General features: G+C 71.9%; 15 protein-coding genes. 2 read left to right on the forward strand and 13 right to left on the reverse strand.

The annotated features are described in order from the left end of the window. Positions 1-13: 13 nt before the first annotated feature. Both hemL and ACSQ11_RS02110 read right to left on the reverse strand, forming a co-directional pair. Positions 14-1,348 carry a glutamate-1-semialdehyde 2,1-aminomutase gene (gene hemL / locus ACSQ11_RS02105; protein WP_436002586.1) on the reverse strand — a complete coding sequence of 445 codons (1,335 nt, stop codon included), beginning with the start codon at positions 1,346-1,348 and terminating at the stop codon, positions 14-16. A 16-nt stretch (positions 1,349-1,364) separates the two neighbouring features. Further along, positions 1,365-1,859 (reverse strand): MarR family winged helix-turn-helix transcriptional regulator, encoded by a 495-nt coding sequence (locus ACSQ11_RS02110; RefSeq protein ID WP_436002588.1) that lies wholly within the window; start codon positions 1,857-1,859, stop codon positions 1,365-1,367. Positions 1,860-2,022: 163 nt separating this feature from the next. Here ACSQ11_RS02110 and ACSQ11_RS02115 point away from each other — a divergent pair, with 163 nt between their 5' ends. Further along, a complete protein-coding gene (locus ACSQ11_RS02115) occupies positions 2,023-2,565 on the forward strand; it encodes a YceI family protein (protein ID WP_436002589.1) in 543 nt (180 codons plus the stop codon). 85 nt (positions 2,566-2,650) lie between these two features. On the opposite strand, the gene hemB is transcribed toward ACSQ11_RS02115, so the two are convergent. From hemB to ACSQ11_RS02170, 11 genes are all read right to left on the reverse strand, one after another. Continuing rightward, on the reverse strand, positions 2,651-3,634 hold the full coding sequence (gene hemB, locus ACSQ11_RS02120; protein ID WP_436002591.1) for a porphobilinogen synthase: 984 nt from the start codon (positions 3,632-3,634) through the stop codon (positions 2,651-2,653). Between the two features lie 8 nt (positions 3,635-3,642). Then, positions 3,643-5,268: a uroporphyrinogen-III synthase gene (locus ACSQ11_RS02125; RefSeq protein ID WP_436002593.1), complete on the reverse strand. Its 1,626-nt coding sequence runs from the start codon at positions 5,266-5,268 to the stop codon at positions 3,643-3,645. 3 nt (positions 5,269-5,271) lie between these two features. Further along, positions 5,272-6,225 carry a hydroxymethylbilane synthase gene (hemC, locus tag ACSQ11_RS02130; protein ID WP_436002595.1) on the reverse strand — a complete coding sequence of 318 codons (954 nt, stop codon included), beginning with the start codon at positions 6,223-6,225 and terminating at the stop codon, positions 5,272-5,274. Further along, positions 6,222-7,547, reverse strand: a complete 1,326-nt coding sequence (locus tag ACSQ11_RS02135; RefSeq protein ID WP_436002597.1) for a glutamyl-tRNA reductase — start codon at positions 7,545-7,547, stop codon at positions 6,222-6,224. Before ACSQ11_RS02135 ends, hemC begins: the two co-directional genes overlap by 4 nt. Further along, complete coding sequence (locus tag ACSQ11_RS02140; protein ID WP_436002599.1) at positions 7,544-8,239, reverse strand: redox-sensing transcriptional repressor Rex; 696 nt, start codon at positions 8,237-8,239, stop codon at positions 7,544-7,546. The genes ACSQ11_RS02135 and ACSQ11_RS02140 overlap by 4 nt, the downstream gene beginning before the upstream one ends. A 162-nt stretch (positions 8,240-8,401) precedes the next feature. Then, the gene (locus ACSQ11_RS02145) at positions 8,402-8,668 is read right to left on the reverse strand and encodes a glutaredoxin family protein (RefSeq protein ID WP_436002601.1); all 267 of its coding nucleotides are present in this window, start codon (positions 8,666-8,668) and stop codon (positions 8,402-8,404) included. A gap of 15 nt (positions 8,669-8,683) precedes the next feature. Beyond that, positions 8,684-10,216 (reverse strand): 1-acyl-sn-glycerol-3-phosphate acyltransferase, encoded by a 1,533-nt coding sequence (locus ACSQ11_RS02150; protein ID WP_436002603.1) that lies wholly within the window; start codon positions 10,214-10,216, stop codon positions 8,684-8,686. After that, positions 10,216-11,241 carry an NAD-dependent epimerase/dehydratase family protein gene (locus ACSQ11_RS02155; protein WP_436002605.1) on the reverse strand — a complete coding sequence of 342 codons (1,026 nt, stop codon included), beginning with the start codon at positions 11,239-11,241 and terminating at the stop codon, positions 10,216-10,218. The genes ACSQ11_RS02150 and ACSQ11_RS02155 overlap by 1 nt, the downstream gene beginning before the upstream one ends. 232 nt (positions 11,242-11,473) lie before the next feature. After that, complete coding sequence (locus ACSQ11_RS02160; RefSeq protein ID WP_003792170.1) at positions 11,474-11,572, reverse strand: 30S ribosomal protein bS22; 99 nt, start codon at positions 11,570-11,572, stop codon at positions 11,474-11,476. A gap of 188 nt (positions 11,573-11,760) precedes the next feature. Further along, on the reverse strand, positions 11,761-11,958 hold the full coding sequence (locus tag ACSQ11_RS02165) for a helix-turn-helix domain-containing protein (protein WP_035913729.1): 198 nt from the start codon (positions 11,956-11,958) through the stop codon (positions 11,761-11,763). Between the two features lie 167 nt (positions 11,959-12,125). Further along, the gene (locus ACSQ11_RS02170) at positions 12,126-13,316 is read right to left on the reverse strand and encodes an acetoin utilization protein AcuC (RefSeq protein ID WP_436002608.1); all 1,191 of its coding nucleotides are present in this window, start codon (positions 13,314-13,316) and stop codon (positions 12,126-12,128) included. A gap of 105 nt (positions 13,317-13,421) precedes the next feature. Between ACSQ11_RS02170 and ACSQ11_RS02175 the strand changes: the two genes are divergently transcribed. After that, positions 13,422-14,087 (forward strand): potassium channel family protein, encoded by a 666-nt coding sequence (locus ACSQ11_RS02175; protein ID WP_436002610.1) that lies wholly within the window; start codon positions 13,422-13,424, stop codon positions 14,085-14,087. Positions 14,088-14,106: the final 19 nt, after the last annotated feature.

Raw genomic sequence — 14,106 nt, forward strand, 5'->3', positions numbered from 1 at the left:
CCTGAGCGTTCCGTCAACCCCCGTCGGCCGCCGCCCGGGCCGCCGCGGGCAGCGCCTCGACGACCTGGCCGACCGCCTCGTCGTCGTGCGCGCCGCTGACGAACCAGGCCTCGAACGCGCTCGGCGGCAGGTGCACTCCCGACTCGAGCATGGAGTGGAAGAACCGTCCGTATGCCGTGGTGTCCTGGTCGCGCGCCTCGTCGTAGTTCGTGACGGCGGAGTCGCGGAAGAACACCGAGAACATCGAGCCGGCCCACTGCACGGTGTGCGCCACTCCCTCGGCTGACAGCGCCGTGCTGGCGGCGTCGGCGATGGTGTGGGCCGTGGCCTCGAGCCGCGGGTAGAGGTCGTCGGTGCAGCCCTTGAGGGTGGCGAGGCCGGCGGCGGTGGCGACGGGGTTCCCGCTCAGCGTGCCCGCCTGGTAGACGGGGCCGAGCGGCGCGAGGTGGCTCATGAGCTCGGCACTGCCGCCGAAGGCCGCGGCCGGGAAGCCGCCACCCATGACCTTGCCGAAGGTGAACAGGTCGGGTGCGCCGCCGGCATACGGGCCCTCGAGGCCGTACCAACCGGCCTTGCTGCACCGGAAGCCGGTCATGACCTCGTCGGAGATGAGCAGGGCGCCGTGCTCGCGGGTGATCCGGCGCAGCGCCTCGGTGAAGCCCGGCGCCGGCGGGACGACACCCATGTTGCCGGCGGCGGCCTCGGTGATGACGGCGGCGATCTCACCACCGCGCGCGGCGAAGGTGGCCTCGAGCGCGGCGACGTCGTTGTAGGGCAGGACGACCGTGTCGGCGGTCATCTCGGCGGGGACCCCTGCCGAGTCCGGAAGGGCCAGCGTGGCGACGCCGGAGCCGGCGGCGGCGAGGAGGGCGTCGACGTGGCCGTGGTAGCAGCCGGCGAACTTGACGATGACGGCTCGACCGGTGGCGCCGCGGGCCAGCCGCACGGCGCTCATCGTCGCCTCGGTGCCGGACGAGACGAGGCGGACCTGCTCCAGCGGCTCGATGCGCGAGACGATCTCCTCGGCGAGGAGCACCTCGTTCTCGCTCGGGGTGCCGAACGAGAAGCCCTTGGCGGCGGCGGTGCGCACGGCCTCGAGGACGTCCGGGTGGGCGTGCCCGAGGATCATCGGGCCCCAAGAGCAGAGCAGGTCGACGTAGCGGCGGCCGTCGGCGTCGGTGAGCCACGGCCCGCTGGCCTCGGCGATGAAGCGGGGCGTGCCGCCGACGGCGCGGAACGCACGCACCGGGGAGTTCACCCCGCCGGGGATGACGCGGGTCGCGCGCTCCAGGAGGGCTGCGGAGGCGGGGGCGTCGGTGGCTGCGGCAGGGGTGGGGCTGGACGTCATGCGTCCATTGTCGTCCTCAGACGATCTCGTCCTCCGGGCGGGCACCCGGGACGAGGTGCGAACGCACCACCGAGAAGGCGTCGCGCAGCACGCCGAGCTGTTCGGGGCTCAGGTGGTCGATGAAGTGGTCGCGGACCGACTGCACGTGCGTCGGCGCGGCGGTCTCGACGAGGCGGCGCCCGGCGGGCGTCAGGGCCAGCGCGACGCCACGACCGTCCTCGGGAGTGGGCTCGCGCCGGACCCAGCCGCGCGTCTCGAGGCGCTTGGCCGTGTGGGTCACCCGACTGCGGCTCTGGACGACGAGCTCGGCGAGCACCGACATGCGGGCCCGGTCGCCGTCCTGCTCGGAGAGCATCGAGAGCAGCTCGTACTCGGGCAGGCTGATGTCGAAGGACGTGAGGTCGCGCTCGAGGGCGACCTGGAGCTCACGGTGCGCCCGCAGGTAGGCACGCCACGCCTGCTGCTCGTCGTGGCTGAGCCATCGAGTGCCGGAATCCTCGTCCCCCTGCATGGGCGAATGCTATCGGCTGGTCCCCCGTGCCCCGTGTCGTTCCGGGCACTTCAATGTGACCCACATCACACGACTTCAGCAGGAAGGTTGAAATATCTACTAATACGGTGAGGTTGAACCCTGTGAACGTCACCACCCCCCACCCTTCCCAAGGAGTTCGTCCATGAGCACCACCGTCACCACGCAGCAGATCCCCGCCGGCACCTGGACCGTCGACGCCTCCCACACCGAGGTCGGCTTCGTCGCCCGCCACCTCATGGTGAGCAAGGTCCGTGGCACCTTCCGCGAGGTCTCCGGCACCGTCGAGGTGGCCGAGGACATCACGAAGTCCACGGTCGACGTCACCGCGCAGATCGCGTCCGTCGAGACCGGCAGCGCCGACCGTGACGGTCACCTCAAGAGCGCCGACTTCTTCGACGCCGAGCAGTTCCCCACCATGCACTTCGTCTCGACCTCCTTCGACGGCGAGACCCTCACCGGGGACCTCACCATCAAGGACGTCACCAAGCCCGTGACCTTCGACGTCGACTTCGGCGGCGTCGGCCAGGACCCGTGGGGGAACACCAAGGCCGGCTTCGAGGCCACCACGACCGTCAACCGTAAGGACTGGGGCCTCACCTGGAACGCGGCCGTCGAGGGTGGCGGCGTCCTCGTCTCCGACAAGATCACGATCAACATCGACGTGCAGCTCGCCAAGCAGGCCTGACACGCTCGACTGATTGCCCCATGACGAGGGCCCCCGCAGTGCCGACAGGCACCGCGGGGGCCCTCGTCATGGGGCAATCAGTCGTTCAGATGCGGTGGGCGACGTCGAGGGCGCTGTAGGTGAGGATGATCTGCGCGCCGGCCCGGCGGATGTGCAGGAGCGACTCCATCACCGCGCGGTCGCCGTCGATCCAGCCGCGCTCGGCGGCCGCCTTGATCTGGGCGTACTCACCGGAGATCTGGTAGGCCGCGATCGGCACCGGCGAGACCTCGGCCGCCATCGCGATGATGTCGAGGTGGGTCTGGGCCGGCTTGACCATGATGATGTCGGCGCCCTCGGCGAGGTCGAGCTCGATCTCGCGCAGCGACTCCGTGGCGTTGGCCGGGTTCTGCTGGTAGGTCGCGCGGTCCCCCACGAGGGAGGACTGGACCGCTTCGCGGAACGGGCCGTAGAGCGCGGAGGTGTACTTCGCGGCATACGCGAGCAGGATCGTGTCGTGGAGGCCGGCCTCGTCGAGCGCCTCGCGCACGAACGCCACCTGGCCGTCCATCATCCCGCTCAGTCCGAGGACGTGGGCGCCGGCACGGGCCTGCGCCAGCCCCATCGCGGCGTAGCGCTCGAGGGTGGCGTCGTTGTCGACCCGGCCCTCGTCGTCGAGCACGCCGCAGTGGCCGTGGTCGGTGAACTCGTCGAGGCAGAGGTCGGCCATGACGACGAGGTCGTCGCCCACCGCGTCACGCACCGCGCGCAGGGCGACGTTGAGGATGCCGTCGTCAGCGTCGGCACCGGAGCCGGTGGCGTCCTTGTCGACGGGCACGCCGAAGAGCATGATCCCGCCGAGCCCGGCCTCGACACAGCGCCGGGCCTCGGCCACGAGCGACTCGACGGTGTGCTGGAGCACCCCCGGCATGGCCGCGATCGGCTGCGGCTCGTCGATGCCCTCACGCACGAAGACGGGCAGGACGAGCTCGGCCGGGTGCAGCCGCGTCTGCGCGACGAGCCGCCGCACGCCCGGCGACTGACGCAGCCGGCGCGGGCGGACGGGGAGCAGCGGCGAACGGCCTGCCACGGAGCCGGTCACTTGGCGCGACGGCGTGCGGCGGGGCGCTTCTGGCTCGGGCGGACCGCGCTCTCGCCGGCCTCGGCGGCCGTGAGCGCCAGCGACCGACCGTGGTCGGCGAGGGCGTCCACGAGCTCGTCGGCGGACGGCTCCGGTGCGAGGACGTCGACCCGCAGGCCGCACTCCTCGGCGGTCTTGGCCGTCGCCGGCCCGATGCACGCGATGACGGTCGACGGGTGCGGTTTGCCGGCGATGCCGACGAGGTTGCGCACCGTCGAGCTCGACGTGAAGACGACCGCGTCGAAGCTGCCGCTCTTGATCGCGTCGCGGATCTCGGCCGCGGGCGGAGCCGCACGAACGGTCCGGTATGCCGTGACGTCGTCCACCTCCCAGCCCATGTCCTGGAGCCCGGCGACGAGCGTCTCGGTGGCGATGTCGGCCCGGGGCAGGAAGACCCGGTTGATCGGGTCGAGCAGCTCGTCGAAGGGCGGCCACTCGTCGAGAAGGCCCTTGGCCGACTGCTCGCCCTCGGGGACGAGGTCGGGGTTGATGCCCCATTCGCGCAGCGCCTCGGCAGTGACACCGCCGACAGCGGCGACCTTGAGCCCGGCGAACGAGCGGGCGTCGAGGCCGAACTCCTCGAACTTCTCGCGAATGGCCTTGACGGCGTTGACCGAGGTGAAGCCGACCCACTCGTAGCGGCCGGTGACGAGGCCCTTGACGGCGCGCTCGATCTGCTGCGGGGTCCGCGGCGGCTCGACCGAGATGGTCGGGACGCTCGTGGCCTCGGCGCCGTAGCGCTCGAGGCGACGCACCATCGAGCCGGCCTGGTCCTTGGTGCGGGGCACGAGGACGTTCCAGCCGAAGAGCGGCTTGGTCTCGAACCACGACAGGGTCTCGCGCAGGGCGACGGTGTCGCCGACGACGGCGAGGGCCGGGAACTGCATCGCCTTCGCGGCCTTGGCCACCTCGCCGAGCGTGGTCGTCACGGTCGCCTGCTGCACCGTGGTGCCGCGCTCGGTGACCGCCACGGGAGTGTCGGCTGCGCGACCGGCGTCGCGCAGCGCCTCGAGGGTGGGCACGAGGGTGTCGGGCTGGCCGAGGACGACGACGGTGACCGAGGGGTCGGTCGCGGCGGAGACGTCCTTGATCTTCTGCCCGGCGGTGATGACGTGGATGCCACGCGAGCTCGTCGTCGTCAGCGGGACGCCGGCGTAGGTCGGGACGGCGCTCACCGAGCTCACACCCGGGACGACCTCGAAGGGCACGCCCGCCTTGACGCAGGCAGCCGCCTCCTCGGCGAGGCCGTTGAAGGTGGCGGGGTCGCCGTCCATGAGCCGGACGACGAGGCCACGCGGGTGGGCCTTGGCTGCCCTGACGACGAGCTTGGCGCGCGACGCGTGGGTGAGCGGCTGGCCGTGCTCGCCGTGACCGGCGTCGACGACCTCGACCTCGGCGCGGGCATGGCGCGCGACGACCTGTTCGCGGGCGACCTGGTCGATGACGACGGCGTCCGCCTCCGCGAGGTACTCGAGGGCGCGCACCGTCATCAGCCCGGCGTCACCCGGCCCAGCGCCGACGAAGGCGACGCGCGCGGGGGTGCGGGCAGGGGTGGTCGGTCGGTTCGAGCGGGTGGTGCTCACAGGTCACGCTCCGGGACGTTCGGTGTGGACGATGGGACGAGAAGTCAGGGGGGCGAGGTCGGCGGCGCCGTCCTCGAGCAGGAGCCGGGCGAGTCGGCGTCCGACGCCGTCGGCGTCCGCCGGGGAACCGGCGGCCGAGCGGCGCACGTCACCCTCGCCGTCGATGTTGGCGACGACGGCACGCAGCGAGAGCTCGTCACCCTCGTCGCCGAGGACGATCTCGGCGAGGGCTCCGATGGGCGCGGAGCACCCGGCCTCGAGCTCGGCGAGGACCGCCCGCTCGGCGACGACGCAGGCGCGGGTGTCGGCGTCGTCGAGGGCGGCGACGGCGTCGCGGGTGGCGGAGTCGTCGGCGCGGACCTCGACGGCAAGAGCACCCTGGCCGGGCGCCGGAAGCATCTGGATGGGGTCGAGCACCTCGGTGACGACGTCGGCGCGGCCGATGCGGCGCAGACCGGCGTGGGCGAGGACGACGGCGTCGAGCTCGCCGTCGGTGACCTTGCCCAGTCGGGTGCCGACGTTGCCGCGGAGCTCACGCAGGTCGAGACCGAGACCGAGCGCCTCGAGCTGGGCCCGGCGACGCGGCGAACCCGTGCCGACGGTCGAGCCGGCGGGGAGCTCGCCGAGGGTGAGGCCGTCGCGGGCCACGAGGGCGTCGCGCGGGTCCTCGCGGGTGGGGATGGCGGCGACCACGAGGTCGTCCTCGGGGGTGGTCGGCAGGTCCTTGAGCGAGTGGACGGCGAGGTCGACGGTGCCGTCGCGCAAGGCCTCGCGCAGCGCGGAGACGAAGACGCCGGTGCCACCCATCGAGGCCAGCGGGGTGTTGCGGTCGCGGTCGCCCTCGGTGGTGATCTCGACGAGCTCGACCTCGTGCCCGAGGGCACGCAGGCGGTCGGCGACCCACGAGGACTGCGTGGTCGCAAGCGTCGAGCGGCGGGTGCCGAGGCGCAGCGTCATCGGCCGACCTCCTCGTCGTCGGTCACGGGGATGACCGGCGGGGTCGAGACGACCGACACCTCGCGCGGGTCGAGGTCGAACAGCTCGCTCAGGGCCTTGGCATAGCTGCCGCCCTGGCCGTTCTGCGCCATCTCCTTGACCCTCACGGTCGGGGCGTGGAGGAGCTTCTCGACGATGCGGTGCACGGTGCGCTGGACCTCGGCCCGGTGGGCTTCGTCGAGGTCGGGCGTGCGGCGCTCGAGGCGCGCCATCTCGTCGTCGACGACGGACTGGGCACGCGAGCGCAGCGCGGCGACGGTCGGGGCGACGGCCTCCCCGGAGCGCTCGGTGAGGAAGGCGGCGACCTCGCCGGTGACGATGTCGCGGGCCTCGCGGACCTGGGGGACGTCGCCGGCGGAGCTCAGCGCTTCGCCGAGCTCGGCGAGACCGATGCGGGTCACGCCCTCGAGGTCGGCGACGGAGAGGTCGATGTCGTGCGGCAGCGCCAGGTCGACGTAGAGCTGCGGCCGGCCCTCGCGCTCGACCATCGCCGCAGCGACGTCGTCGGCGGTGACGACGACTCCCGTGGCACCGGTGCTGGAGATGACGATGTCGGCGTCGACGAGGGCCGCGATGCGCTCGCCCCACGGGCGGGCCGAGCCGTCGACGCGGTCCGCCAGCCGCTCGGCGCGAGCGAGTCCGCGGTTGACGACGGTGACGGACGCGGCACCGGCCTGGCTGGCCGTCGTCGCCGCGAGGGCACCCATGCCGCCGGCGCCGATGACGAGGACGCGGGCGCCGTCGATCGAGCCGACGACGTCGTCCGCCACACCCAGCCCGACGCCGACGAGCGAGCGGCTCACGTCGTCGATGCCGGTCTCGCTGTGGACGCGCTTGCCGACCCGAAGTGCCTGCTGCAGAAGCGTGTTGAGCGCCGGGCCCACGTGGCCGCGACGCTGTGCGCGGGTCAGGGCCTCCCGCAGCTGCCCGAGGATCTGGGCCTCGCCCACGGCCATCGAGTCGAGCCCGGCGGCCACCGAGAACGCGTGCGCGATGCCGCGGTCCTCGTAGTGGACGTAGAGGTGGGGCTGGAGGTCCGGAAGCGGCACTCCGGTCGCCGCGGCCAGGGCCTCGGAGACGTCGGTGAGCGCGCCGTGGAAGGTCAGCCCCTCGGCGTAGACCTCGGTGCGGTTGCAGGTGGAGACGACGACGGCCTCGACGACGTGCTCGGAGCCGACGATCGTCGACTCGAGCCGGCCGCGCGACGCCGGGTCGAGCGCCGCGGCCTCGAGGAGGCCGATCGGGGCGCCGTGGTGCGACAGTCCGAGGACGAGCAGGCTCACAGCGCCACCTCCTCGACATCGGTGGCGGTCTGCGACAGGTCGAGCTCACCGGTGCGGCGCTGCTCGTGGAAGGCGAGGATCTGCAGCTCGGTCGACATGTCGACCTTGCGGACCATGACGTCGGCCGGGACGTCGAGGACGCACGGCGCGAAGTTGAGGATCGACCGCACACCGGCCTCGACGAGGCGGTCGGCGACGTCCTGCGCCGACTCGGCGGGCGTCGCGATGACGCCGATCGCGAGGCGGTCGTCACGCACGAGCGAACCGAGGTCACCCATCGGGCGGATCTGCCGCTCCCCCACCGCCGTGCCGACGAGGTTGTCGTCGCGGTCGAGGAGGGCGATGACGTTGAAGCCACGCGTGGAGAACCCGCTGTATGCCGCGAGCGCACGACCGAGGTTGCCCATCCCGACGATCGCGACGGGCCAGTCCTGGGTGAGCCCGAGCGCGGTGGAGATCTCGTAGGCGAGCCGGTCGACCTCGTAGCCGACACCGCGCACACCGTAGGAACCGAGGTGGGACAGGTCCTTGCGCAGCTTCGCCGAGCTCACGCCCGCGGCCGCCGCCAGCTCCTCGGAGCTCACCGAGCTGATACCCCGCTCGGCGAGGTTGGTCAGGGCCTGCAGGTATCCCGGGAGTCGCGCCACGGATGCATCGGGGATACCCCGGCGGGCTGCGACGTCGGCGGACACGAGGCCTTCGACTCCTGTTCTTCAAGGTGGTGGTGCCCTGCCAGCGTACGCATTTGTGAAGGGATGCACAAAGTCACGAGCGGACCCCGAGACGGAGTGCTCGTGACCCTCTGGTACAAGCGGGACGCGTAACCGCTTGCACGTCCGATCCGGCGCGTCCCGTCAGGGCCGCGGGCGGGCCAGCGCGGCGCGCAGCCGGGCCGCGTCGACCCGCCAGAAGTCGTGCTGCCGACCGTCGACGAGCGTCACCGGGATCTCCTCGGCGTAGCGCGCCATGAGCTCGGGCTCGTCGAGCACGGAGCGCTCGACGAACGCCTCCCCCAGCTCGGCCGTGACCATCTCGATGACCGCCCGGGCGTCGTCGCACAGGTGGCACCCCGGCTTGCCGATGAGGGTGACCCGCGGCTGCGGGTCGGGGGCGGACGGCATACGGAGGTCCTCGGCTCAGAAGAAGACGGAGCGACGCTGCATGAGCAGCGAGTACAGGGTCTGCTGGATCGTCTCGCGCACCTGGTCGGTGAGGTCGAAGACGAGCATCGGGTCGTCGGCGGCCGCGGCGCCGTGGCTCGCGGTCTCGATGGGGGCGCCGAACTCGATGATCCACTTGCTCGGCAACGGGATGAGCCCGAGCGGCCCGAGCAGCGGGAAGGTCGGGGTGATCGGCGCGTAGGGCAGGCCGAGCAGGCGGGCCACGGTCTTCATGTTGCCGATGATCGGCGCGATCTCCTCGGCGCCGACGACCGACGTCGGGATGATCGGCGCGCCGGCCTTGAGTGCGGCCGAGACGAACCCGCCACGGCCGAACCGCTGCAGCTTGTAGCGCTCCTTGAACGGCTTGCCCACACCCTTGAACCCTTCGGGGAACACCCCGACGAGCTCGCCCTTGGCGAAGAGCCGGTCGACGTCGTCGCCGGTGGCGAGCGTCGAACCGCCGCGGCGGGCGAACGAGCCGAGCACCGGGGTCTGGAAGACGAGGTCGGCGCCGAGGGCGCGCATGACCCGGTGCTTCGGGTGCTCGTCGTGGATGGCCTGCGCGACCATGAGCGAGTCGATGGCGATGGTGCCCGAGTGGTTGCTCACGATGAGGGCGCCACCCTCGTCGGGGATGTTCTCGAGGCCGCGGACCTCGACCCGGAACCAGTTGCGGTAGATCGGGCGGAGCATCGGGAAGATCACGTGCTCGGCGAAGTGCTCATCGTAGCCGAACTCGTCGACCGAGTAGTCGCCCTCGAGCCGGCGCCGCACGAACGCCAGCGTCGCGGCGATGCGGCGCTCGACCTCCTCGGGCGAGATTCCGGCCCCCTGCGCGGCCATCCGCATCGCGGCGATCGAGGCGCTGAGCAGCTCCTCGATGCCGGGCACGGGCAGCGACATGTCGGTCTGGGTGGCCGTCGGGTCCGGCGACGCCGGGCGCGCCGGCTTGGGTGCGGGCTCGGCGACGGGGGCCACGCGCAGGTGTCGACGTGCGGCCTCGTCCGCCGCGCGCTTGGCCCGCGGGCTCTGCGGTCGTATGCCGGCCTGTCGCGTCGCCTTGGCCGACGCCTTCGCGCGGACCGTGGGCTGGGGACGGTGGGCCGCACGCCGGCCAGCGGGTGTCGACGCTGCCGACCTGGCCTCGGGTGCGGGCGCGGGCGGGGGCTCCGGAGTCGGAGACGCCGGGGCGACGACGGGCGCCTCGGCTGGCTTCGCTGCGGGTGCCGCCGACGTGGTCTCGGTCGCCGAGGCCGACAGCAGCGGTGTAGAGCGGCGGCGGGCGCGCTCGCCCGAGGCGCGCGCTGCACCCGCGGCGACGGAGGGCGAACGGCGGGCCGCCTTCTTGGGTGAGGCGTTCTTCGCGGCCGGAGTCTTCGGCGCGGCCTTCTTCGTCGCGGCCTTGGCGGCGGAGGGTGCAGGGGCCTTCTTCGTCGCCACCTTCTTGGTCGCAGCCTTGGTCGTCGCCACCTTCTTGGCGGTGGCGGTCTTCTTCGTCGTCGCCATCAGCGCCGCCCTCCCGTCGCGCGTCCGAGAACCTGTTGGGCCACACCGGCCACACCGCTCACGGCGCCGCTCATCGCGTCGAACGACGGGACGATCGGGCTGAGCGTGCGGGCGAAGTCCTCGAACGCGGCTCGGGTCGAGAACGACGGGTGGAAGCCGAAGCCCTCCCGCATCACCGTCGTGTCCATCCCCCGCCCGAAGGCGAGGAACGACATCTGGTCGGGGCTGAAGTCGACGAGACCGAAGCGCTTGCCCAGACCGCCGAGGGGGCCCGCTGCGGCCATGGGCACCATGACGAACGGACGGCGGGCGATCGCGGCCGCCTGCACGACGGTGAGCACCCCGTCGCCGGCGAGGTTGACGACTCCCGTGGTCGACCCGGTCACGCCGCGGGCGAGCGCGGCGATGGCGTCGTCCTCGTGGAAGAACTGGAGCCGCGCGTCGTAGCCGAACGGGATCGGGATGACCGGCAGGTTGAAGTAGTCGGTGATCGAGGTCCGGATGCGCGGGCCGATGATGTTGGCGAAGCGCAGGGTGAGGATCTCGGCGTCGGGGCGGCGACGGGCGAAGCCGCGCACGTAGCCCTCGACCTCGATCGAGTCCTTGCCGAAGCCCGAGGACGGGAGGCGCTTGGCCGTCATCTCCTCGGTGAACATCGCCGGGTCGCGCGGGGTCGAGCCGTAGACCGCGGCGGTGGACTTCACGACGAGTCGCTTGACCGTCGACGCCTTCTGGCAGGCAGCGAGCAGCTGCATCGTGCCGATGACGTTGATCTCCTTCTGCGGGGTCCGTCCCCCGGCGAAGGTGGGCGTCGCGATGACGTTGGCGTGCACGACCGTGTCGACGTCGCCCTGGGCGATGACCTTGCCGATCATCGGGTTGCGGATGTCGGCACGGACGAACTCGGCGGCCCCCAGGTCACGTGGCGGCGGGATGACGTCGACACCGATGACCTTGTCGACGGACGGGTCGGCCGCGAGCCGCCGGGCGAGGACTCCGCCGATGTAGCGGGACACCCCCGTCACGAGAACAACCTGGCCCACGGGTCCTGCCTCTCCTCGTGTCGACACCGTCGGTCACGACCCTACTTCGTCACTCCGGTGCGACGGCACTGTTGATGGCGAGAGTCCGGTCACCCGTGACCACCGGCGGCCAAGGCGCGCGGACGGCGCTCGGCGGGCGGACGGCATAGCGGGTCCGAACGCAGGACGACCCCCGCCGAGGGGGCGGGGGTCGTCCGGTCGCGTCAGGAACGCGTCACTTCTTGTTGCGACGCTGGTGGCGCGTCTTGCGAAGCAGCTTGCGGTGCTTCTTCTTCGCCATGCGCTTGCGACGCTTCTTGATCACTGAACCCATGAGCAGTCCTTGCTTTCGAGGAATTCGAACGACGGTGGACCAGCAGCTGCTGGTCGGCCTGCGCGGCCGACCGGCGCGCGTGTGTCAGGGGGCAACCCTACCGGCGCACGGCCGCGCGCCCAAACGGGCCCGGGAACGCTGAAGGCCGGACCGCCTCGGTCCGGCCTTCAGCATGGAGCTCGGCTCGCTCAGGCGGTGCCCATGTAGGACTCCCGGAGGTACTTCTGCACCTCGTCCTCGGGAACCCGGAAGGACCGTCCGACACGGACGGCAGGGAGCTCGCCGCCGTGGACCATGCGGTAGACGGTCATCTTGGACACGCGCATGATCGAGGCGACCTCGGCGACGGTGAGAAACCGCACCTCGGCAAGACGTTCCTGGGACATGGCCACCTCAACTTCTGCACACGCGCATCGCCGGCTTCCCCACCGGCGGTCATCTACGGGCGTGCAAGAAGCAACCATAGGGGCTGATGTGACCATTGGGGAAGCGGTTGGAGCGGAATCTTTGCCAAGTCCAGCCGACACGCGGCGCAGTGGGGAGATTTCCTCCACTAGTCGAACCACGGGTCGAGGCCGTGGAGCGGGAAGACGGCTTGACGCGTCGCGAGGATGGCGGCGTCGACGGGGCGGTCCGGGTTGTGTCCCATGCCCCAGGACCGCACCCAGATCGGCAGGTCCTCGGGGCGCAGGTCACCCATCGTCGCGGGCCCCTCGCGGCCGCTGATCTCGAGGACGTGGTCGCGCCACTCCTGCGGGATCGGCGTCTCCGGCGGCACCGGCGCGTGTGCCGCGATCGCGGCGAGGTGCGTCCACGAGCGTGGGACGACGTCGACGAGCTCGTAGCCACCACCGCCGAGGGCCACCCAGCGACCGTCGGCGACGTCGTGGGCGAGCCGGTGCAGGCAGTCGTGGGCGCGGCGCTGGGCGTCGACCGACACGGTGAGGTGGGCCAGCGGGTCCTGGCTGTGGGTGTCGCAGCCGTGCTGGGTCACGAGGACGTCGGGGTCGAACGCCTCGACGAGCTGGGGCACGACGGACTCGATCGCACGCAGCCACTCGGAGTCACCGGTGCCCGGAGGCAGGGCGACGTTGGCCGCGCTCCCCCGGGCGTCCGGCCCACCGATGTCGCCGGGATAGCCCGTGCCGGGGAAGAGCGCCCGCCCCGACTCGTGGACCGACACGGTGAGGACGCGGGGGTCGTTCCAGAAGATCCGCTCGACGCCGTCGCCGTGGTGCACGTCGATGTCGACGTAGGCGACGCGCGCGGCGCCGCTGTCGAGGAGGTGCTGGATGCCGACCGCGGCGTCGTTGTAGATGCAGAACCCGGCGGCGTGGGTGGCCATGGCGTGGTGGAGGCCGCCGCAGTAGTTGACGCCGTGGTCGATCTCGCCGCGCCACACGGCGTCGCACAGGTCGACGGTGCCCTGGACGATGCGGGCGCTCGCCTCGTGCATCCCGAGGAACGCCGGGTCGTCCTCGGTGCCGAGACCCCGTCGGGCCTCGGCGGCACTCGGGTCGGCGGAGGCGGCGCGGACCGCGGCGACGTAGCCGGGGTCGTGGACCGACGAGAGAACCTCGTCGCTCGCGACGCCGGGGCAGACGACCTCGACCTTGTCGAGGACGCCGAGCGCGCGCGCGAGCCGGGTCGTGAGGTCCAGGCGTACCGGTGCCATCGGGTGGCTCGGACCGAAGTTGTATGCCGTGAAGCCGTCGTCCCAGACCAGGCGCGTGCGGTGAGCCATGTCGGGCACGCTACCCGCCGCGGGGCCACCGGGCGTTAGCCTCGTGCCGTTGCGCCCGTCATCGTGGACCCGCCGTCGCGGCTGGCCCGTCACCAGGAGGAAGCCGTGGGAGGCAAGAACAGCGATCTCGACGTCCTCGTCGTCGGGCTCGGCCGGTTCGGCGGCGCTGCCGCGCTCGAGCTGCGCCGGCTCGGGCACCGCGTCGTCGCCATCGAGAAGGACGGCTTCCTCGCCGAGAAGTTCCTCGGCCGCCTCAGCTCGGTGATCCACGGCGACGCCAGCGACGCCCAGGTCATCCGCGACGCCAAGGCCTCGCGCTACCAGATCGCCGTCGTCGGGGTCGGCTCCTCGATCGAGGCGTCGGTGCTCTCGTCGGCCAACCTCGTCGACGCCGGCATCCCCGACATCTGGGCCAAGGCGATGTCGCCCGAGCACGCGCGCATCCTCGACCGGATCGGCGTGCAGCACATCGTGCGGCCCGAGGCCGACACCGGCCGTCGCGTCGCCCACCTCGTCGGCGGCAAGCTCCAGGACTACATCGAGTTCGACGACGGGTTCGCCATCGTCAAGATGCGCCCGCCGACCGAGGCCATCGGCTTCACGCTCGAGCAGAGCGCCATCCGCAGCAAGTACGGCGTCACCGTGGTCGGCGTGAAGTCACCCGGCGCGGACTTCACGTATGCCGTCCCCTCCACCAAGGTCTCGGCGCACGACACGATCATCGTCAGCGGACCCACCGAGCTGCTGGAGCGCCTCAGCTCGCGTCCCTGACCACCTCGGCGCCGCACCC

The sequence above is a fragment of the Knoellia sp. LjRoot47 genome (assembly GCF_964253435.1).
Lineage (GTDB): Bacteria > Actinomycetota > Actinomycetes > Actinomycetales > Dermatophilaceae > Knoellia.

Excerpts from the sequence above, each read along its gene's own strand:
- hemL (WP_436002586.1), bottom strand. The coding sequence starts at position 1,348 with ATGACGTCCAGCCCCACCCCTGCCGCAGCCACCGACGCCCCCGCCTCC.
- ACSQ11_RS02110 (WP_436002588.1), bottom strand. The coding sequence starts at position 1,859 with ATGCAGGGGGACGAGGATTCCGGCACTCGATGGCTCAGCCACGACGAG.
- ACSQ11_RS02115 (WP_436002589.1), top strand. The coding sequence starts at position 2,023 with ATGAGCACCACCGTCACCACGCAGCAGATCCCCGCCGGCACCTGGACC.
- hemC (WP_436002595.1), bottom strand. The coding sequence starts at position 6,225 with ATGACGCTGCGCCTCGGCACCCGCCGCTCGACGCTTGCGACCACGCAG.
- ACSQ11_RS02145 (WP_436002601.1), bottom strand. The coding sequence starts at position 8,668 with ATGCCGTCCGCCCCCGACCCGCAGCCGCGGGTCACCCTCATCGGCAAG.
- ACSQ11_RS02150 (WP_436002603.1), bottom strand. The coding sequence starts at position 10,216 with ATGGCGACGACGAAGAAGACCGCCACCGCCAAGAAGGTGGCGACGACC.
- ACSQ11_RS02160 (WP_003792170.1), bottom strand. The coding sequence starts at position 11,572 with ATGGGTTCAGTGATCAAGAAGCGTCGCAAGCGCATGGCGAAGAAGAAG.
- ACSQ11_RS02165 (WP_035913729.1), bottom strand. The coding sequence starts at position 11,958 with ATGTCCCAGGAACGTCTTGCCGAGGTGCGGTTTCTCACCGTCGCCGAG.
- ACSQ11_RS02170 (WP_436002608.1), bottom strand. The coding sequence starts at position 13,316 with ATGGCTCACCGCACGCGCCTGGTCTGGGACGACGGCTTCACGGCATAC.